Annotated in this window: 16 protein-coding genes and 4 pseudogenes; 13 read left to right on the top strand and 7 right to left on the bottom strand. The window is 73.9% G+C overall.

Going from position 1 to position 19,356, the window contains the following annotated elements; genetic code table 11:
• Nucleotides 1–657: a TetR/AcrR family transcriptional regulator gene (locus GA0074696_RS17530; RefSeq protein ID WP_088962096.1), complete on the bottom strand. Its 657-nt coding sequence runs from the start codon at nt 655–657 to the stop codon at nt 1–3.
• Between the two features lie 112 nt (nt 658–769).
• On the opposite strand from GA0074696_RS17530, the gene GA0074696_RS17535 reads away from it, so the two are divergent.
• From GA0074696_RS17535 to GA0074696_RS17545, 3 genes are read left to right on the top strand one after another with little or no spacing between them, the layout of a single operon-like run.
• Nucleotides 770–2,269, top strand: a complete 1,500-nt coding sequence (locus tag GA0074696_RS17535; protein ID WP_088962097.1) for a flavin-containing monooxygenase — start codon at nt 770–772, stop codon at nt 2,267–2,269.
• Nucleotides 2,270–2,307: 38 nt separating this feature from the next.
• The gene (locus GA0074696_RS17540) at nt 2,308–3,210 is read left to right on the top strand and encodes an SDR family NAD(P)-dependent oxidoreductase (RefSeq protein ID WP_088962098.1); all 903 of its coding nucleotides are present in this window, start codon (nt 2,308–2,310) and stop codon (nt 3,208–3,210) included.
• Nucleotides 3,207–4,145, top strand: a complete 939-nt coding sequence (locus GA0074696_RS17545; protein WP_088962099.1) for an alpha/beta fold hydrolase — start codon at nt 3,207–3,209, stop codon at nt 4,143–4,145. Before GA0074696_RS17540 ends, GA0074696_RS17545 begins: the two co-directional genes overlap by 4 nt.
• A 42-nt stretch (nt 4,146–4,187) precedes the next feature.
• On the opposite strand, the gene GA0074696_RS17550 is transcribed toward GA0074696_RS17545, so the two are convergent.
• On the bottom strand, nt 4,188–5,102 hold the full coding sequence (locus GA0074696_RS17550) for a glycosyltransferase family 2 protein (protein WP_088962100.1): 915 nt from the start codon (nt 5,100–5,102) through the stop codon (nt 4,188–4,190).
• Nucleotides 5,103–5,202: 100 nt separating this feature from the next.
• Between GA0074696_RS17550 and GA0074696_RS17555 the strand changes: the two genes are divergently transcribed.
• The 3 genes from GA0074696_RS17555 (at nt 5,203) to GA0074696_RS17565 (ending at nt 8,378) form a co-directional block, all read left to right on the top strand.
• Nucleotides 5,203–6,324, top strand: a complete 1,122-nt coding sequence (locus tag GA0074696_RS17555) for a CapA family protein (protein WP_088964643.1) — start codon at nt 5,203–5,205, stop codon at nt 6,322–6,324.
• 87 nt (nt 6,325–6,411) lie between these two features.
• On the top strand, nt 6,412–7,074 hold the full coding sequence (locus tag GA0074696_RS17560) for a GntR family transcriptional regulator (RefSeq protein WP_088962101.1): 663 nt from the start codon (nt 6,412–6,414) through the stop codon (nt 7,072–7,074).
• Nucleotides 7,071–8,378, top strand: coding sequence for an MFS transporter (locus GA0074696_RS17565; protein ID WP_197700738.1), 1,308 nt, complete (start codon nt 7,071–7,073; stop codon nt 8,376–8,378). Before GA0074696_RS17560 ends, GA0074696_RS17565 begins: the two co-directional genes overlap by 4 nt.
• Before the next feature lie 13 nt (nt 8,379–8,391).
• Here GA0074696_RS17565 and GA0074696_RS17570 read toward each other — a convergent pair whose 3' ends face one another.
• Nucleotides 8,392–8,811: a hypothetical protein gene (locus GA0074696_RS17570; protein WP_088962102.1), complete on the bottom strand. Its 420-nt coding sequence runs from the start codon at nt 8,809–8,811 to the stop codon at nt 8,392–8,394.
• A gap of 142 nt (nt 8,812–8,953) precedes the next feature.
• Between GA0074696_RS17570 and GA0074696_RS17575 the strand changes: the two genes are divergently transcribed.
• Nucleotides 8,954–10,042: an S-(hydroxymethyl)mycothiol dehydrogenase gene (locus GA0074696_RS17575; protein ID WP_088962103.1), complete on the top strand. Its 1,089-nt coding sequence runs from the start codon at nt 8,954–8,956 to the stop codon at nt 10,040–10,042.
• Nucleotides 10,039–10,666: pseudogene (locus GA0074696_RS17580) on the top strand (MBL fold metallo-hydrolase). The gene GA0074696_RS17575 and the pseudogene GA0074696_RS17580 overlap by 4 nt, the downstream one beginning before the upstream one ends.
• 18 nt (nt 10,667–10,684) lie before the next feature.
• Here GA0074696_RS17580 and tsaA read toward each other — a convergent pair.
• The 3 genes and pseudogenes from tsaA to GA0074696_RS17595 all read right to left on the bottom strand — a co-directional run bounded on the left by tsaA (nt 10,685) and on the right by GA0074696_RS17595 (nt 12,902).
• Nucleotides 10,685–11,098, bottom strand: coding sequence for a tRNA (N6-threonylcarbamoyladenosine(37)-N6)-methyltransferase TrmO (tsaA, locus tag GA0074696_RS17585; RefSeq protein ID WP_088962104.1), 414 nt, complete (start codon nt 11,096–11,098; stop codon nt 10,685–10,687).
• Nucleotides 11,095–12,048, bottom strand: a pseudogene (locus GA0074696_RS32285) (anti-sigma factor RsbA family regulatory protein). Before GA0074696_RS32285 ends, tsaA begins: the two are co-directional and overlap by 4 nt.
• Nucleotides 12,045–12,902 carry an MEDS domain-containing protein gene (locus tag GA0074696_RS17595; protein WP_172894315.1) on the bottom strand — a complete coding sequence of 286 codons (858 nt, stop codon included), beginning with the start codon at nt 12,900–12,902 and terminating at the stop codon, nt 12,045–12,047. The pseudogene GA0074696_RS32285 and the gene GA0074696_RS17595 overlap by 4 nt, the downstream one beginning before the upstream one ends.
• Nucleotides 12,903–13,102: 200 nt before the next feature.
• Between GA0074696_RS17595 and GA0074696_RS17600 the strand changes: the two genes are divergently transcribed.
• From GA0074696_RS17600 to GA0074696_RS32740, 4 genes and pseudogenes are all read left to right on the top strand, one after another.
• Nucleotides 13,103–13,567 (top strand): VOC family protein, encoded by a 465-nt coding sequence (locus GA0074696_RS17600; protein WP_088962106.1) that lies wholly within the window; start codon nt 13,103–13,105, stop codon nt 13,565–13,567.
• A gap of 53 nt (nt 13,568–13,620) precedes the next feature.
• The gene (locus tag GA0074696_RS17605; protein WP_088962107.1) at nt 13,621–14,730 is read left to right on the top strand and encodes a DUF3626 domain-containing protein; all 1,110 of its coding nucleotides are present in this window, start codon (nt 13,621–13,623) and stop codon (nt 14,728–14,730) included.
• A gap of 241 nt (nt 14,731–14,971) precedes the next feature.
• Nucleotides 14,972–15,151: pseudogene (locus GA0074696_RS32735) on the top strand (hypothetical protein); the annotation flags it as partial.
• Nucleotides 15,152–15,232: 81 nt separating this feature from the next.
• A pseudogene (locus GA0074696_RS32740) lies at nt 15,233–15,664 on the top strand (hypothetical protein); the annotation flags it as partial.
• Between the two features lie 77 nt (nt 15,665–15,741).
• Here GA0074696_RS32740 and GA0074696_RS17615 read toward each other — a convergent pair.
• On the bottom strand, nt 15,742–17,370 hold the full coding sequence (locus GA0074696_RS17615) for an alkaline phosphatase D family protein (protein ID WP_088962109.1): 1,629 nt from the start codon (nt 17,368–17,370) through the stop codon (nt 15,742–15,744).
• A gap of 981 nt (nt 17,371–18,351) precedes the next feature.
• Between GA0074696_RS17615 and GA0074696_RS17620 the strand changes: the two genes are divergently transcribed.
• Nucleotides 18,352–18,945, top strand: coding sequence for a hypothetical protein (locus tag GA0074696_RS17620; RefSeq protein ID WP_088962110.1), 594 nt, complete (start codon nt 18,352–18,354; stop codon nt 18,943–18,945).
• Nucleotides 18,946–19,356 lie beyond the last annotated feature (411 nt).

A 19,356-nucleotide genomic window follows, 5' to 3' on the forward strand; every position in this document is an offset into this window, starting at 1 on the left:
TCAGCGCGGATCGGTGGTGCGGTAGATGCCCGTCAGCCAGACGTCGAGCAGCACGTCCACCACGTCCCGCTCGGCCACGGCCGGCCCGTCGCCGGCGAAGGTCGCGTACCAGACCCGCTCGTTCATCGAGTTCAGCGCGATCGCCAGGTCCCGTGCGGGCAGGCCCGGTGGGGCGGCGCCGCGGCGGCGTTCCGCCTCGATGGCGGCCTCCACCGCCTGCACCCAGCGCTCCAGCACCCGGGCCCAGAGCCGGCGCACCTCGGCGTTGGTGCCGCGCACCTCGGCACAGGCCAGCACCACGGCCCGGTGGCCGCCGAAGGTGGCGTGGAACCGGCTGATCAGCTCCCGCCACCGGGCCCGGGGGTCCTCGGCGAGGTGGACCAGCACGTCCCCGGCGGCGGTGTCGGCCTCCTCGGTGACCCGGTCCAGCAGGGTCAGCAGCACCGCGTCCTTGGAGGGGAAGTAGAAGTAGAACGTCGGCCGGGAGATGCCCGCGCCCCGGGCCAGGTCGTCGATGGAGATCTCGCCGAACGCGCGCTGCTCCAGCAGCCGCTCGGCGGTGGCCAGGATGGCCAGCTCGCGATCGTCGCCCGCGGACCGGCCGGCCCGCCGTCCGCGCCCCGCTGCGGCGCCGGTGGAGGTACGGACGGTCGTCATGAACGCCGATGTTACACGCGCTCGACAGGGTGTCGATTGTTCTCGACAGAGTGTTGACGGGCGTCGACGGTGGTGGATAGTGTCCGTCCACCGCCTCAGCCAGGGAGTTGCCATGGCCTCCGACCACGTCGACGTGCTCATCGTCGGAGCCGGCCTGTCCGGCGTCGGCGCGGCCTGCCATCTGCGGCGCAACTGTCCGGACAAGACATACGCGGTGCTCGAGGCCCGCGACGCGATCGGCGGCACCTGGGACCTGTTCCGCTACCCGGGCATCCGCTCCGATTCGGACATGTTCACCCTCGGCTACTCCTTCAAGCCGTGGACCGACCCGAAGGCCATCGCCGACGGCGACGCCATCCGCCGCTACGTGCGCGAGACCGCCCGCGAGTACGGCGTCGACGAGCACATCCGCTTCCGCCACCGGGTCCTGCGCGCCGAGTGGGACAGCGCCACCGCCCGGTGGACCGTCCACGCGCACCGCGACGACACCGGCGAGGACGTCGTCCTCACCTGCGCCTTCCTCTTCGCCTGCTCCGGCTACTACCGCTACGACGCCGGCTACACGCCCGAGTTCCCCGGGGCGGAGCGGTTCACCGGGGAGCTGGTGCACCCGCAGCACTGGCCCGAGGACCTCGACCACACCGGCAAGCGGGTGGTGGTGATCGGCAGCGGCGCCACGGCGGTGACCCTGGTCCCCGCGATGGCCGAACGCGCCGCCCACGTCACCATGCTCCAGCGCTCACCCACGTACGTCATCTCGCTGCCGTCGCGCGACGTGGTCGCCGACGCGCTGCGGCGCTGGCTGCCGGCGAAGACCGCGTACCCGGTGGTGCGCTGGAAGAACGTGCTGCTCGGCACGGTCAACTTCCAACTCAGCCGGCGCGCTCCCAAGCTGGTCAGGTCGTTGCTGCTGCGGGCCGCCAAGGGGCGCCTGCCGGCCGGTTACGACGTCGACCGGCACTTCTCGCCCCGCTACGACCCCTGGGACCAGCGGCTCTGCGTGGTTCCCGACGGTGACCTGTTCCACGCGGTACGGGCCGGTCGGGCGTCCGTGGTCACCGACACCGTGGACACCTTCACCGAGGGCGGCGTCCGGCTCGGCTCCGGCGAGGAGCTGCCCGCCGACATCGTCGTCACCGCCACCGGGCTGAACCTGCTCGCCCTCGGCGGGATGACCCTCGCCGTGGACGGCGTCGACGTCGACCTCGCGCAGACCGTCGCGTACAAGGGGATGATGCTCTCCGACGTGCCGAACTTCGCGATGACGATCGGCTACACCAACGCCTCCTGGACCCTGAAGGCCGACCTGGTCGCCACCTACGTCTGCCGGCTGCTGCGCCACCTCGACGCCACCGGTCAGCAGGTCGTCACCCCGGTCGCGCCGGGCTCCGGCGAGCTGGTGCCGCTGATCGACCTGAAGTCCGGGTACGTGCTGCGCAGCGTCGACGCGCTGCCGAAGCAGGGTGCCCGAGCCCCCTGGCGGCTGCACCAGAACTACGCCCGCGACGTGCTGCTGATGAAGCGCGGGCGGCTGGTCGACGAGGGCATCCGGTTCTCCCTCGCCACGCCGGCCGCCGCCGGCGCCCGTACCGCCGACGCCCCGGTCGCCTGACCCGGGCTCCACCACCCGCACCGCAGAAGGAGAACGCCGTGCGAAGGTTCGTCTTCCCCGCCGGAACCGCCGTGGTCACCGGCGCCGCCAGCGGGATCGGTGAGGCGCTCGCCCACGGGCTGGCCCGGCGCGGCACCGACCTGGTGCTGCTCGACCGGGACGCCGACCGGCTCGACACCGTGGCGGCGGCGATCCGCGCCGCGCACCCCGACCGGCAGGTCGACACGCACCTGGTCGACCTGGCCGACCCGGCCGCCACCGACCGGGTCGCCGAGGAGATCCGGGCCCGGCACCCCCGGATCCGGCTGCTGGTCAACAACGCCGGGGTCGCCCTCGGCGGACGGTTCGACCAGGTCACCCTCGACGAGTTCAACTGGGTGGTCGACATCAACTTCCGGGCGGTGGTGCGGCTGACCCACGCCCTGCTGCCGGCGCTCAAGGCCGAGCCCGGCGCCCACCTGGTCAACGTCTCCAGCCTCTTCGGACTGATCGCCCCCGCCGGCCAGGCCGCCTACTCGGCCAGCAAGTTCGCGGTGCGCGGCTTCACCGAGGCGCTGCGCCACGAGCTGGCCGACGACGGCATCGGGGTGACCTCGGTGCACCCCGGCGGCATCGCCACCCGGATCGCCCGCAACGCCCGGATCGGCAGCGGCGTGGCGCCCGAGGAGTACGAGGCCGGGCTGCGGCAGTTCGAGAAACTGCTCTCCATTCCACCCGCGAAGGCCGCCGAGGTGATCCTCCGCGGCGTCGAGCGGCGGCGCGGCCGGGTGCTGATCGGCTGGTCGGCGAAGCTGCCCGACCTGCTGGCCCGGGTCGCCCCCGCGTCGTACCACCGGGTGCTGGTGGCCGGGCTCAACCGGGGCGCCGGCGATCCGGCGCGCCAGGCCGGCCGAACGCCCACGGCGACCACGCCGGAGCTGTCCACGGGGGAGCGGGCATGACCGCCACGACCGATCCGCGCCCCCGGCACGTCACGGTGAACGGACGCCGGGTGCGCCACCGGGTCGACGGCGACGGCCCGCCGGTGGTGCTGCTGCACGGCATCGGGCGCACCCTGCGCGACTTCACCGAGCAGCACGAGCTGCTCGCCCGCGGCTTCCGGGTGCACAGCGTCGACCTGCCCGGGTACGGCGGGTCGCTGCCGATGGCCGAGCCGTGCACCCTGCCGGCGCTGGGCCGCTTCGTCGGGGACTACCTCGACGTGGTCGGCGTCGACCAGCCGGCGCATCTGGTCGGCAACTCGCTCGGCGGGGCCGTCGCGATGCGCTTCGCGGTGACCGAGCCGGCCCGGGTGGCCAGCCTCGTGCTGATCAACAGTGCCGGGTTCGGCCAGGAGGTCACCGCCGCACTGCGGGTGCTCGCCCTGCGTCCGTTCGGCCGGCTGCTGCTGCGCCCCAACCGGTCCTTCGCCCGCCGCGTCGAGCGCGCCCTCTTCCACGACGCGTCGTTCGCCACCGAGGAGCGGATCGCGTACGCCCTGGAGGTGGCCCGTCAGCCGTACACCGCCCGGGTGATGCTGGAGACGTGCCGTGACCTCGGCACCGTCCGGGGCGTCCGCCCGCAGTGGCGCGAGGAGCTGCTGACCGAGGTCTCCCGGCTCGACGTGCCGACCCTGATCGTCTGGGGCGACCGGGATCTCATCCTCCCCGCCGGGCACCTCGACGCCGCGCGGGCCCGGCTGCCCCGGGCCCGGACCCACCTGTTCGAAGACTGCGGGCACATGCCGCAGATCGAGCGGGCCGAGGAGTTCCACCGGCTGCTGGTCGACTTCTGGGCCGCGGCCGAGGCCGGCGACCTCGCCGACGAGGCCGCCCAGCCCGGCATCTCCGGTTCCGTCCCGGCGGCCCGGACCGCCACCCGCAGCGGCAGGCGGTGACCGAGGCCGGCTGACCGCGACCGGCGCCGGCCCGAGCGGGAGCTACCCCACCTCCGTGCCGGCCGACGCCGGCACTGCGCGCGGCACCGGTGTGCCCTGGGCGGGCACCCGCGGTCCGGCGGCGCCTTCCAGGACCGCCAGGTCCGCCTCGACGGCGGCCGGCAACCGCCGGCGCTCCCGCAGCACCCAGCCGATCTGTCGTGCCGCGTCGAGCAGGCCGGCCCGGCGCTCCGGGTCCCGCCAGGTCTGGCGGACCACCCCGGCGACCACCCCTGGCGGCCGGCGCAGCGCCGCGGTCAGCACCCGGTTGCGCGCCTCCTGCCGGTGCCGGGCCCGCCGGTCCCGACCGGCCGGCAGCGGCAGGTGGTGGACGACCAGTTCGTCCACGTACGCCAGGTGCCAGCCGGCGGCGGCCAGGTCCATCGCCAGCAGCGCCTCCTCGCCGTACGTCCCCAGCCGGTCGGCGAACCCGCCGACCTGGGTGAACGCGGCGCGGCGCAGCACCACCGCGCAGGCCAGGAAGCCCAGCACCGCCGGACCCGGCGCGCCCGCCGGGGTGCCCAGCGGCGCCCGCGCCATCTCGGCGGAGACCGGGTCGAGCCGACGCTGCGCGCCGACCCGCACCTGGGCGGTCAGCAGCCCGGTACGCGGGTGCGCCCGCAGGATCTCCACCGCCCGCTCCAGCGCCCCCGGCGCCCAGTAGGAGTCGTCGTCGGCGAAGGCGACGAACGGGGTACGGGCCAGCGCCACCCCGGCGTTGCGGGCGGCGCCGGCGCCCAGGTTGGCGCCGAGCGGCACCACCCGTACCTCGGGGAAGGCCGCCGCGACCGCCTCCGGGGTGCCGTCGTCGGAGTTGTTGTCCACCACGATCACCGGCCCGGAGTGCCGGCGCAGCACGTCGAGCAGCTGCTCGCGCCGGTTCCGGGTGGCCACCACCACCGTCACGTCCGCCGTCATGGCGGCCCTGGTACCCCCGATCCGGGTGACTCACGCAATCGTGGGTGCAATTCCCACCATGGTCGGGGTACGACGCCGCCGGTACGGGGAAGCTGGCGTCATGCCCGGCGACCAGGTGACCCTGTTTCTCAGCGGCGACGTGATGACGGGTCGCGGCGTCGACCAGATCCTGCCCCGACCGGGACCGCCCGAGCTGCGGGAGCCGATGATGGGCGACGCCCGCGGGTACGTGGAGCTGGCCGAGCGGGCGTCCGGGCCCATCCCGCGCCCGGTCCCGTCGGACTGGCCGTGGGGGGAGGCGTTGCGGCTGCTCGACGAGCTGCGACCGGACGTGCGGATCGTCAACCTGGAGACCTCGGTGACCGGCCGCGGCGAGTTCGCCGCCGGCAAGGAGATCCACTACCGGATGCACCCGGACAACCTGGCCTGTCTCAGCGCCGCCCGGCTGGACATCTGCGCACTGGCCAACAACCACGTGCTCGACTTCGGCCCGGACGGGCTCACCGACACCCTCGACGGGCTGTGCCGGGTCGGCATCACGCCGGCGGGCGCGGGCCGGGACGCGGCGGAGGCCTGGCGGCCGGCCCGGATCGACCTGGGGGGCGGCCGCCTGCTGCTGCTCTGGTCGGTGGGCGCCCCGTCCGCCGGGGTCCCGCCACAGTGGGCGGCGGCCGAGGGGCGACCGGGGGTGGCGTACCTGCCGGAGACGACCGAGGCGTCCGCCGACGCGCTCGCCGAGCGGGTGGCCGGCGAGGCCGGGCCGGGTGACCTGGTGGTGGTCTCCGTGCACTGGGGATCGAACTGGGGTTACCAGGTGCCGGCGGAGCAGGTGAGCTTCGCCCGCCGGCTGGTGGCGGCCGGGGCGCACCTGGTGCACGGCCACTCCTCGCACCACCCGCGACCGATCGAGGCGTACCGGGGTGGGCTGATCCTGTACGGCTGCGGTGACCTGATCGACGACTACGAGGGGATCGGTGGGCAGGAGTCGTTCCGTCCGGAACTGCGGACGCTGTACCTGCCCACGTTCGACGCGGACGGCCTGGCCGGGCTGCGCCTGGTGCCGGTGCGGGTCCGCCGGATGCGGTTGGAGCCGGCGTCGCCCGACGAGGCCCGCTGGCTCGCCGAGCTGGCCGACCGCCTCGGCGCGCCGTACCAGACCCGGTTCCGCCTCGGCGACGACGGCCTGATCGCGTTCGACCGGGCCGGTGGCGGCACCGCCTGATCCGGCCGGCCCGGCGGGGTGTGGCGCGTCCCACCAACGACCCTCCCGCCACAGCGACCCCACCGAGCAGGGACGCATCATAGATACATGACGCATCCCAGCGCGCCGGCGCGCGCCGCCGTGCCGTCGGCCGCGGAACGGGCTTACCGCCACCTCAAGCGGGCCATCCTGGAGCAGGTCCATCCGGGCGGGTCGCTGATCAGCGAGGGCGAGATCGCCGAGGCGGCCGGGGTGTCCCGCACCCCGGTCCGCGAGGCGCTGCTCCGGCTCGAGGCCGAGGGCCTGGTGGCGCTCTATCCCAAGCGCGGCGCGCTGGTCCGGCCGGTCTCCGCCCGCGAGATCACCGACGTCGTCGAGGCCCGGCGGCTGGTCGAGCTGCACGCCGCCGAGCGGGTCTGGCCGCAGCGGCACGCCCTGCGGCCGGTGCTCGCCGACCGGCTCGACCGGATGCGCGCGGCCCACGCCGCCGGTGACCTGCGCGCGCTGATGGAGGCCGACCGGGCCTTCCACGCCAGCGTGGTCGAGGCGGCCGGCAACGAGATCCTCGCCGAGCTGTACCACCGGCTGCGCGACCGCCAGCTGCGGATGGGGGAGGCCAGCTTCCGGCTCTCGCCCGGCTGGGCCCGGGTGGCGCTCACCGAGCACGCCGGCCAGCTCGCCGCCCTCGACGGCGACGACCCGCACGCCTGGCTCGACGCCGTCGGCGCGCACATCGACAGCGCCGCCACCGTCTTCCGGTCCCTGCGGTGAGCGCCGCCCCGGCCATCCCGCGCCGGTCCGCCGCGCTGGTCTGGGCGGTCGCGCTCTGCGCGTACGTGGCGGCCGTGTTCCACCGCAGCTCACTCGGGGTGACCGGGGTCGACGCCGCGCACCGGTTCGACATCAACGCCGCCGCCCTGGCCACCTTCTCGGTGGCACAGCTGGCCGTGTACGCGGCCATGCAGGTGCCGGTCGGGGTGCTGCTCGACCGCTACGGCTCCCGCCGGCTGCTGCTCGTCGGTGGCGCGCTGATGGTCGCCGGGCAGCTCTGCTTCGCCTTCGCCACCGACGTACGCCTGGCCGTGGCCGCCCGGGTGCTGGTCGGCCTCGGCGACGCGATGACCTTCATCAGCGTGCTGCGGATCGTCGCGTTCTGGTTCCCCGGCCGGCGCAACCCGCTGATGGTGCAGCTCACCGGCACCCTCGGCCAGCTCGGGGCGATCCTCGGCGCGGTGCCGCTGGTGGCGCTGCTGCACCACGCCGGCTGGACCCCGGCCTTCCTCACCGCCGCCGCGCTCGGCGCGACGGTGCTGCTGATGGTGGCCGCCGGCGTCCGGGACACCCCGCAGCGCGAACACGCCGGCGCCCTCGCCCCCGACCTCGCCGCCGTACGCCGGCAGCTCGCCGCCGCCTGGGCGCAGCCGGGCACCCGGCTGGGCCTGTGGACCCACTTCGTCACCCAGTTCTCCGGGGCGGTCTTCGCCCTGCTCTGGGGCTACCCGTTCCTGGTGCAGGGGCAGGGCCTGTCACCCACCGCGGCGGCCGGGCTGCTCACCCTGATGACCGTGGCGACGCTGCTCAGCGGCCCGGTCGTCGCGCACCTGTGCGCGCGGCACCCGTTCCGCCGCTCGGTCGTGGTCTTCGCCATCACCGCCGCGACCGCCGCGGTCTGGGCCGTGGTGTTGGCCTGGCCGGGTCGCGCGCCGCACTGGCTGCTGGTGGTCCTGGTGCTGGTCCTGGCGGTGAACGGCCCCGGTTCGGTGATCGGGTTCGACTACGCGCGCACCTTCAACCCGGTGCACCGGATCGGCAGCGCCACCGGCATCGTCAACGTCGGCGGGTTCGTCGCCTCGATCGTGCTGATCCTCGCGGTCGGCGTCGTCCTGGACCTGGCCGGCCCGGCCGGACCGGCGCCCCCGACGCTGGACGCCTACCGCTGGGCCTTCGCCGTGCAGTACCTGCTCTGGGCGCTCGGCGCGGTCCAGGTACTGCGCTACCGCAACGCCGCCCGCCGCCGGTACGCCGCCGAACGGGCCGCCGAGGTCGTACCCGTCGGGAGCGTGGCCGGCCGCTGACCGCGCGCGGCGGTCAGCGGACCAACCGGCGGTGGGTGAGCGAGTCCAGGACGAGGGTGAGCCCGACGCCGACCAGCCACGAGTCCTTGGCGAGGCCGATGCCCGCCTGGGTGGGTCTGAGGCTGCCCGGCTCACGCAGGCCGGGCGTACGCACGTAGAGCTGCACCAGCCCGGCCCCGAACGCGGTCAGCCCCAGCCCGCCCAGCAGGGACGGCACGAACGGGGTGAGCAGGGCCGCGCCCAGCGCGATCTCGCTGGTGGACAGCAGCCGGGCGAAGCGGGCCGCGTCGATCTGCCGTAGCTGGGGGACCGCCCCGGCGGCCATGCCGTGCAGCTGTTCGGCGGCCTCACCCTCCAGCGTCCGCTTGCTGAGCCCCGAATTGAGGAAGAACGCGCCGATGATGAGCCGCAACGGCGCATGCGTGAGCTTCATGTGCACTCCCGTCCCGCGGAGATTCGTGCCCCCGCCTACCCCGCATCGGCCGCGATAACCCGCCGCGCGGGGCTGTGTCCCCGAGGTGGGGCGGCGGTAGGTTCGCGGGAGGCATGATCGTGCGCGCAGCCGGGAGGACACCGTGAGCCAGGAAGTCCGGGGAGTCGTGTCGCGGCGCAACGGCGCGCCGGTCGAGGTCACCACCATCGTGGTGCCCGACCCGGGGCCCGGCGAGGCGGTGGTGAAGGTGCGCTCCTGCGGGGTCTGCCACACCGACCTGCACTACCGGGAGGGTGGGATCAACGACGAGTACCCGTTCCTGCTCGGCCACGAGGCGGCCGGCGTGGTCGAGCAGGTGGGGGAGGGGGTCACCGGCGTCGCGCCGGGCGACTTCGTGGTGCTCAACTGGCGGGCGGTCTGCGGCGTGTGCCGGGCCTGCCGGCGTGGGCGGCCCTGGTACTGCTTCAACACCCACAACGCCGCCCAGAAGATGACCCTCACCGACGGCACCGAACTCGCCCCGGCGCTGGGCATCGGCGCCTTCGCCGAGAAGACGCTGGTCCACGCCGGGCAGTGCACCAAGGTCGACCCCGCCGCCCGGCCGGCCGCCGTCGGGCTGCTCGGCTGCGGAGTGATGGCCGGGCTCGGCGCGGCGATGAACACCGGCCAGGTCACCCGGGGCGACTCGGTCGCCGTGATCGGTTGTGGCGGGGTCGGTGACGCCGCGGTGGCCGGCGCGGCCCTCGCCGGCGCGACCACGATCATCGCGGTGGACACCGACGCCCGCAAGCTCGAGTGGGCGCGCCGGTTCGGCGCCACCCACACCGTCAACGCCTCCGCGGACGACCCGGTCGAGGCGATCCGCGCCGCCACCGGCGGGTTCGGCGCCGACGTGGTGATCGACGCGGTCGGCCGCCCCGAGACCTGGAAGCAGGCGTTCTACGCCCGCGACCTGGCCGGCACAGTGGTGCTGGTCGGGGTGCCCACCCCGGAGATGACCGTCGAGCTGCCCCTGCTGGACGTCTTCGGCCGGGGCGGCGCCCTCAAGTCCAGCTGGTACGGCGACTGCCTGCCCAGCCGGGACTTCCCCCTGCTCACCGAGCTCTACCTGCAGGGCCGCCTCGACCTGGACGCCTTCGTCACCGAGGAGATCGCCCTGGACCAGGTCGAGGAGGCGTTCCGCCGGATGCACCACGGCGACGTGCTGCGCTCGGTGGTGGTGTTCCCGTGACCGCCCGCGTCGACCACGCCGTCACCTCCGGCACCTTCTCCCTCGACGGCCAGACCTTCGACGTGGACAACAACGTCTGGGTGGTCGGTGACGACACCGAGTGCGTGGTGATCGACGCCCCGCACGACGTGGACGCCATCCGGCGCGCGGTCGCCGGTCGCCGGGTCGTCGCCGTCCTGGCCACCCACGCCCACGACGACCACGTACGGGTCGCTCCCGAGCTCGCGAAGGCCACCGGAGCGCCGGTGCTGCTGCACCCCGCCGACCGGGTGCTGTGGGACCTGGTCCACCCCGACCTGCCGCCCGACGGCACACTCGCCGACGGGCAGGTCATCGACGTCGCCGGCACCACCCTGCGGGTCCTGCACACTCCCGGCCACAGTCCCGGGGCGTGCAGCTTCCACGCCCGACCTCGGCGTGGTCTTCACCGGCGACACCCTGTTCGCCGGCGGCCCGGGCGCCACCGGCCGCTCGTACAGCGACTTCGGCACCATCGTCGCGTCGATCCGCGACCGGTTGCTCACCCTGCCGCCGGAGACCGTGGTGCACAGCGGGCACGGCGACGACACCACCATCGGCGCGGAGGCCCCGCACCTTCCGGACTGGCTGGCCCGGGGGCACTGACCGACGCCGGGGGTCGGCTCAGCGTTCCCCGGGCCCCGCCAGCACCGGTTTGACGTCCAGCACCGGCGTGCCGTCCAGGGCCTCCAGGTCGGCGACCCGGACCCGCAGGCCGTCGACCGCCAGCACCCGCACCCGGTGCAGCCCGATCGGGTTGGGCCGGTGCGGGGAGCGGGTGTTGAACACCCCGGTCTCCGGCCGGCTGCGGTCGCCCCGCGGATGCACCGTGAGGACGTCCCGCCGGGCCCGGTCCAGCCAGGTCAGCACCAGCACCTCCGCGCCCGGCCGCAGGTCGCGCAGGCCCGCGCCGAGGGTGGGGGAGAAGACCAGCCACGCCTCCGGCGCGCCCTCGTCCCCCTGCTTCGGCGCGAGATCCGCCTCGGTCAGCGGGGACTCCACCCGCCCGACCGGCCGCAGCTCGTACGCCCCGCTCACGCGCCCACCAGGCGCAGGTGCAGCCGTACGCTGGTGCCGGCCGGGGCCGTGTGCACCAGCACCAGATCGCAGAGGGCCTGCACGATGACCAGGCCACGCCCGCCGATGCCGTCGGGCCGGGGCGCCAGCCGGCCGGCGAGCGGATCGGTCAGCCAGCCGCCGTCGTGGATCTCGCACACCAGGTGTTCACCGGTGCGCCACACCTGGAGCGCACCGCCGCCACCGGCGTGGGCGATGCTGTTGGTGGCCAGCTCGGTCACCGCGATCTGCAGGTCGGCCGCCCGGTCCGGGTGCAGGTCGGCGGCCTGCGCGTGCCCGGCGACGAAGCGGCGCACGTCGGCCAGCGTGTCGAGGTCGTAGCGCAGCACGGCGACCGGTTCGGCCGGGACCGGCAACGGCTTGTTGTGCCCGGCGACGACCTGCTCCGGTGCGAAGGTGGGGCTGGGCCGCCGGCCGGCCCCGTCGACCAGCACCGGGTGGGTGCGGTGAGCGTCCGCGAGCACCGCGGGGGCGAGCCGGGACACGTCGTACGGGCAGAGGATCGCGACGTCCCGCTCGGCGAACACCACGTTGATCAAGGCGTCGTGCTGCGCGCAGGCCGGCTGTTCCAGCTCGGTACGCTCCGCTCACACCGGCTCGCCGACGATCCGCACGCGACGGTCGGGGTGCCGGTCGACGAAGGCCTGCAACACCCACGGGATGATCCGCCCCGGGTTCCGCCCCTGCACGGTCAGGTCGACGTAGCGGACCCGGTCGTCGTCCGCGCCGACGGCGGCCCGGATCAGCGCCAGCCGGTCCTCCGGGGCGGCCACCAGCACCGGTTCTCCGCGGGTCAGACCGTCCCGGACGAACGGCACCGTCAGCGCCAGCAAGTCCGGGGCGTCCCGGTAGAACGCTCCCTCGTGGTGCAGTGCCCCCGGTATCGGCCCGGTCGCCACCGCGGCCGTCACGCCGGTGGCCCCGGGTCGGTGCCGTCGACGAGGTCGAGCAGCCGCGTCAACGCCGGGCGGCAGCCGACCAGGCGTACCTCCGAGGGGGCGTTGCGGCGGACGCGGGCCAGCGCGCTCGCGGCGCCGACGTCGGCGAAGCGCAGCTCGGAGACGTCGAGCACCGCCGTCCGCTGGTTGGTGCCCGGACCGGTGAGGTGCTCGAGCATGGCGGCGAAGGCCCCCCGGTTGCTCTGATCGACCTCGCCCACGAGGCGCAGGCCGTGCGGTTCCCGCGTCCGGTACGCCCGCAGCATCGGCGCCCAGGCCCGGCCGGCGTTGCGTCCCACGGTGGCGGGGTGGGCGGCGGTGGTCGGCAGCAGGTACTCGGCGGGGAAGAGCCGCCGGTCGTACAGGCACATCGCGGCGGCCTCGCCGTCGAGGAAGAGCCGGTTGACCTCGGCCTCGTACCGGACCAGGTCGGCGACGGAGACGCCCTGGCGGATCGCCCAGCCCATGTCGCCGACGACGCGTACCCCCGCCCGGTCCTCGCGACGGGCCCGGAGGATCTCGGTGGTGAGGTTGCCGATCATCTCGTCCGGGGTGAACGGACCCTCGGCGGCGTAGCCCTCCACCGCCGGCGCGATCCGCAGCTGGCCGCCGGCCAGCGCGGCCTCCGTGGGCACGCCCGCACCGTCGAGGTGGGCCCGGACGGCGGCCGGTGAGACCCCGTCGGTGAACCAGACGACCTTGTGACCGAGGCGGAGACCGCTGGCGACGAAGCGGCCGGCGGCGTGCAGGCTGCCGGTCTCGTCGTCGTCCACCCAGCAGACGTGGTCACCCAGGTGCAGCTGGTCGACCACCGCGCTTGCAGTCACCCTCATCGCCTTCCGGTCGCCGCGCGCCCCCACTCTAGCCCGCGCCCCGGCCCCACCCAACGCCCACGGACGCCCGGTGGCCCATCGGTCCGCCCCCCGTGGACGCTGCCACCGAACCTCCCGGTCCGTCCGAGGTGGACCGTCCACGGATTGCGGTCGCCCCTGCCGCCAACCGAAGCCGCGGTTCTAGGATCGACCGGGTGAGCACCGACGACCGACCGCCGTCCGTACGACAGCTGCGCCTGGTGGTGGAGGCCGAGGACTACGAGGCCGCGGTCGCCTTCTTCCGCGACGCCCTGGGCCTGCCGGAGCAGGCCGCGTTCTCCGGTGCCGGCGACGCCCGCGTGGTGATCCTCGACGCCGGCCGGGCCACCCTCGAGATCGCCAACCCGGCCCAGAAGCGCATGATCGACGAGGTCGAGGTGGGCCGGCAGGTGGCGCCGAAGATCCGGGTGGCGTTCGAGGTGGACGACGCGTCGGCCGCCACCGTCCGGCTGGTGGCCGCCGGCGCGACCGAGATCGCCCCGCCCACCGTGACGCCCTGGCACTCGCTCAACTCGCGAATCGACGCGCCGGCCGGGTTGCAGCTCACCCTCTTCCAGGAGCTGCGGGACCTCGACCAGCGCGCCACCCTCGACGGCTTCGACACCGATCGCGAGCGCTGACGCCGCCCCGAAGCCGGTCGACGGGTCGCGGGTCGCCGCCGATACTGCTGACCATGCCGGCCGCCACCCGCCCCGTCGCCCTGACCTCGGCGCAGTCCGCCGCGCTGCGCCACGTCCGCGCCGTCGCGCTGCGGGACCGCTCGACCGCGCTGGCCACCATCGCGCGGCACCTCGCCGGGTCCGGCGCCGGCCACCACCCCGAGCAGCTGATCGCCGCGATCACCGCCGGGGGAGGGCTGACCGTCAACTTCCATCCCGACCGGCTGATCGCCGGTGGTCGCACCGTGGCCGAGGCGCTCGCCGAGGAGGGGAGCTACCGCAGCCAGTTCGTCACCGGCATCTCCAACGGCGGGCTCACCGCGTACCCGGGCGGGGACCGCGACCGCTGGGAGGAGGCGATGTTCGGCGGTGCGTACCAGGCTCCGGGCGTACGCCCCGCCGAGCGACCGGTCTACGGCGGGTTGAACCTGCTCGACCACCCCGACGGCGCCTGCCCCCGCTTCGGCTCCTGTCACCTGCGGCTGCGCCCCGAGGTGCTGGCCCGGACCACGTTCTGCTTCGGCGACAGCCACCTCGGGCCGAAGGACTTCGGCACGGTCGATGTCGCCGAGCCGGTGCTGGCCGCCCTGCTGGAGGCGACCGCCGGCACCGGTGTCAGCCTGGGCGTCGCCGGCATGGACACCGCGCGCCTCGTCGCGACGCTGCTGCGCCGGCGGGAGCGGCAGGCGTGGGCGCCCGGGTCCGCCGGGCGCGCCCTGGACGACTACGTCGAGGCGCAGGTCCACGGCGGCATCGAACTGGCCCGGGACGTCGAGGCCATCGTCGTCGACCCCTCGTTCCGGGACACGGACACCGGGCGCGTACTGACCCGGATCGCCCACCGGTGCCGCATCGAGCTGCTCTTCCACACCGGCTTCGCGCTGCCGGTCGAGGACGTCGACCCGGACTTCCGCGGACCGGCCATCCCGGTGCTGGCCGCCCGGGTGCACGCCGAGTTCGGTACGCCGGGGGCGCCGGTGGACGCCGCGCTGATCGGCCGGGCGGCGGCCTCGGTGGTCCGCGAGCCGCAGCGCTGGGCGGACCGGGGGCCGACGGCCGACACCCTCCAGCACCTCAAGCAGCTCTGGCACGTCCTCGTCTGGTTCGGCGCACCCCGCGCCTGACGTCCGGTTCGACGCGCGCGCCATCCTGCCCCGCGCCTGGCGTCCCGTTCGGCGCGGGCCGTCCGATCCTCGGAGTGACCCGCGCCGCAGCCCCCGCGGGCCCCGGCATTTCCGGAATGCCCGACAGGTGAACCTGGTTGTGTCCCCCGTACCGCCGGCAGGCAAACCCCGGCGGGCCAGGTAGTTCCCCCGAGGGGCGCTCAGTGAGCGAGCGCGTCGACACGACGAAAGGGCAACCATCGTGAAGGCCGACTTCACTCGATGGCTCCCCGCCATCGCGAAGAACCGCACCACCGCACTGAAGGTCGCCAGCGTCGCCTGTCTCGGTGGCCTGGCGTTCGGACCCGCCGCTGTGGCCGCCCCCGTCACCAGCGGACCGCACGCCGGGGCCGTGGCCGCCATCGACCTCGCCACCGGCAAGAGCCGGCAGGGCGCCACGGTCGAGTCGGGCCTGACCACCGGCAGCGCGACCGGCAAGGTCCCGAGCGGCAAGCCGGGCAAGGACAAGCTCATCCCGCATGGCGTGGAGGGCGCGCAGTCCCGCATCCCGCTGGACGACGAACAGCTCGCCAACGCCAAGGCCATCGTGAAGACGGCCAAGAAGACCGGCGTGGGGGAGCGCGGCGCGGTGATCGGCGTCGCCACCTCGCTGCAGGAGTCGAAGCTCTACAACCTGGGGCACCTCGGCGCGTACAACGACCACGACTCGCAGGGGCTGTTCCAGCAGCGCCCGTCGTCGGGTTGGGGCACGCCGGAGGAGATCACCGACCCCGAGTACTCGTCGCGGGCGTTCTTCGAGGCACTGAAGAACGTGCACGGCTGGGAGGACCTGCCGCTGACCACCGCGGCGCAGACCGTCCAGTACTCGGCCTTCCCGTACGCGTACGCCCAGTGGGAGGAGCAGGCTGCGGACATCGTCCAGCAGCTCTGGTGACCTCCTGAACGAGCAGCACGACCGGCCGGTCCCCGTCACGGGGGCCGGCCGGTCGTCGTTCGCGGGCGTACCCGGGCTCAGAGCGTCGGGGCGGTCTCCCGGCGCAGCTTCGCCGATCCCGCGCCCACCGAGAACCCGGCCACCCACCGGCTCGCGCTGCCGGCCCGGGTCCGGTCGGCCAGGTGGTACCAGTCCATCCGGCAGTGCTGCGGCGTCACCTCCAGCACGCCGTACCCGTGCCCGTCCAGCTCCGTCCACTTGACGTGCGGATTCGTCGACCGGATCAGCCCGGCGCCGAGGGCGCTCAGCGGATTGCCGGCCGGCAGCTTGAGGAAGTCGTTGACGTTGTCGCTGGTCACCGACGGCACCACGAACTCCGCGGCGGCCGGGTTGGACAACCCCGTCGACTTCGTGGTCACCTCGTTCGCCCACGAGGTGTGGATGTCACCGGTGAGGAAGACGACGTCGCGGGTCCCGGTCGCCCGCAGGTGGTCGACCAGTTCGTTGCGGTCGGCGTTGTAGCCGTCCCACTGGTCGGCGTTGAGCACCGCGCCGTTCTGCGGGATGCCGAGCAGCGTGCCGAGCGGCCCGAGTAGCCACGCCGGCAGCGAGCCGACGTCGACCCGCGCCATCATCACCGGGTTGCCGACCAGCTTCCAGCGCGCCGTCGACGCGGCCAGGCCGGCCTTGAGCCAGGTCATCTGGGCGGCGCCGGTGATGGTGCGCCGCGGGTCGTCCACCGCCGTGCCGGAGGCCTGCTGCGAGCGGTACGTCCGCAGGTCCAGCATGGACAGTTCGGCGAGCTGCCCGTACCGGAACCGCCGGTAGATCGCGCCGTCCTCGCCCATCCGTACCGGCATCCACTCCTGGTACGCGCGCCGCGCGGCGGCCACCCGGTCCGCCCAGGCGCCCTCCGTGGACGGGGTGTGGTTCTCCGCCCCGCCCGACCAGGCGTCGTTGGCCACCTCGTGGTCGTCCCAGGTGATCACCCAGGGCAGCGCGGCGTGCAGCGCCACCAGGTCCGGGTCGGACTTGTAGAGCCCGTGCCGGATCCGGTAGTCCGCCAGGGTCAGCACCTCGTGCGCCGGCTCGACCTTGCGCACCACCGTGCCCGCCGCGTCGAACTGGCCGGTGCCGTACTCGTACAGGTAGTCGCCGAGGTGCACCACCAGGTTCAGGTCGCCCCGGTCGGCCAGCCGCCGGTACGCCGCGAAGTAGCCGGCCTCCCAGTTCGCGCAGGACACCACGCCCATCCGCAACCGGTCGATGGCCGCGTCGGTGGGCGGGGCGGTCATGGTCCGGCCCGTCGGCGACCATCCGCCGGCGTACCCGAACCGGTACCAGTACGTCGTCGCCGGCGCCAGACCGGAGACCGCCACCTTGACCGTGTGGTCGCGGGCGGGACCGGTCGTCAGCTGGCCCTGCACGGTCACCGTGACGAAGTCGGGGTCGGTGGCGACCTGCCAGCTCACCTCCACATCGGGGCCCACACCGGAGCCGGGTGTCGCGTCGGGGGTCGGGGTGATCCGGGTCCAGAGCAGGATGCCGTCCGGCAGCGGATCGCCCGAGGCGACGCCGTGCAGGAAGGCGCCACCGGCGGCGTGGGCGGCACCGGCGCCGGCAAGGGTGGCGCCGGCGAGGACGGCCGTGCCGGCGGATGCGCCGGCCATACGCAGGAGGGTGCGGCGGTCGAGGGTGTTGGTCATGGTCTATGTGTTTACCGGTACCTACCGCGATTCCGCTGCCCCCTGCGGTGACTGTTCGCCAGTCCTTCCATTGTGTTTCGCTTTCCCGTCCAACGATCACTTTGTTAACGGCATCCTTTGTGGACCAATTGGCCGAGACTCGTCCGCTTGCCCGTTGGCACGGACACATCCGCTGCCTGGTGGTGTTCTCCGCCGACCGCCGCCTCCCGCCGCCGACCCGCGAGACGTCACCGTTGTCTCCCGCGCAGGCCCTGGTGTTCCGCTCCTCGGCGGGAGGGGTGCGGCCGCCCGGATGTGGCGGTCGGGATTGCCTGTGCGCTCCGCCCGGACTCCGGGTGGTCGCGACGGCTGTGCCCGGCCCGTCCGCTGGGGCGGTGTGTGGCCCCGAACGTTCGGGCCGGGCGGTCTGTCCGGATCGTGCGGCGGCGGCTCGTTCAGCGCCGCGACGGATCCGGGCCTGACGCTGAGGTCTGCGCCGGAGTGTCCGCGTCGCGCCGTGTCCAGGTCGTACGGTGGCCGATCCTCGCCGTCCCGCGTGTCCGATATCCGGGCCGCTTGCCGTCCGGTTTCGCGCAGATCGCTCCGGAAGTCGGATGCCCTGGCGGCGGAATGGTGGCCGGGCCGGTGTCGTTACATCACCTGCACGACCGCAGCAGCACCCCGCTGGCCGGACCCGATCACGTGGGTCGCCCGGGGGTGCCCGGCCCGGAATGATGACGGGCCCCGGGTCGTTACATCACCTGGACGATCGCAGCAGCACCCCCGCTGGCCTGGCCCCGATACATGAGCCGCCCGGGATGCGGGCCCCCGGAATGATGGTGGGCCGCCGGTCGTTACACATGGACCCGGCGCCGTGAGCCCCTCACTCGCGAAGCCTGCCGGGCAGAGACTTTCCCCTGATCTTTGAGCGCCGTCGTGGTGCTTGCGCCCGCTCGACCCCCATCGAGCCTGGGTGCCAACCCCCGAATGGAGCCACTTCTGATGAACACCACCATTCTGCGTAAGAGCGTGCTGGGTATTGCTGGTCTGGCTTTCGCCGGTGGCGTTTTCGCCGGCCCGGTCACCGAGGCCCACGCCAACCCGGTCGACGCCAAGTCGGTTGCCGTGGTGCAGGCCGACAAGCCGGGTGTGGATGAGGGCAAGTTGATCCCGCACGGTGTGCAGGGCAAGCAGTCGCGTATCGATGTGGGCGCCGAGCAGACGAAGAATGTGAAGGCGATCATCGCGGCGACGAAGAAGTCGGGCATGGATGAGCGGGCCGCCGTCGTGGCCATCGCGACCAGCCTGCAGGAGTCGAAGTTGGAGAACCTGGGTCACCTGGGTGAGCGCAACGACTTCGACTCGCAGGGCCTGTTCCAGCAGCGCCCGTCCAGCGGGTGGGGCACGGTCGAGCAGATCACCGACCCCGAGTACTCGACGATGGCGTTCCTGAAGGGTCTCAAGCAGGTCGACGGGTGGAAGGACATGCCGCTGACCGAGGCCGCGCAGACCGTGCAGGTGTCGGCCTACCCGGACCACTACGCCCAGTGGGAGCAGCAGGCCGCCGACCTGGTCGCCAAGCACTGGAACAACTGACACGTGAACGACACGCTGGCCGGCACCCCCGCACGGGGTGCCGGCCAGCGGCGTATCCACCCTGGGAATCTTGGACAGTTGCCGTTCCGACGGAACGGCAACTGTCCAAGATCGCCCGGACCAGACCCGACCCGACGTGTTGATCATGAGGCTGGCAGCGGAGTGGATCTCCTTCACCGCTGCCAACCTCATGATCAACGCATCCCGGTCGGCGGGGCGCGGCGCGGTAGGCGACGGCGAAAGGTCCAGGGGTGTGGGGAGTGCGGGGCGGTGAGGGCCGCGCGGCGCCCGCCCACGACGGGGGGTGTGGCCCGCCGTGCCCGGCGCAGGGATCAAGCCTGACCGCCCGGAGCCGGGCACGGCGGGCCACACCCACCACCGACCAGCCGGCGGCACCGAAACCCACCGACC

Origin of the sequence: Micromonospora purpureochromogenes (genome assembly GCF_900091515.1) — a bacterium.
GTDB lineage: Bacteria > Actinomycetota > Actinomycetes > Mycobacteriales > Micromonosporaceae > Micromonospora > Micromonospora purpureochromogenes.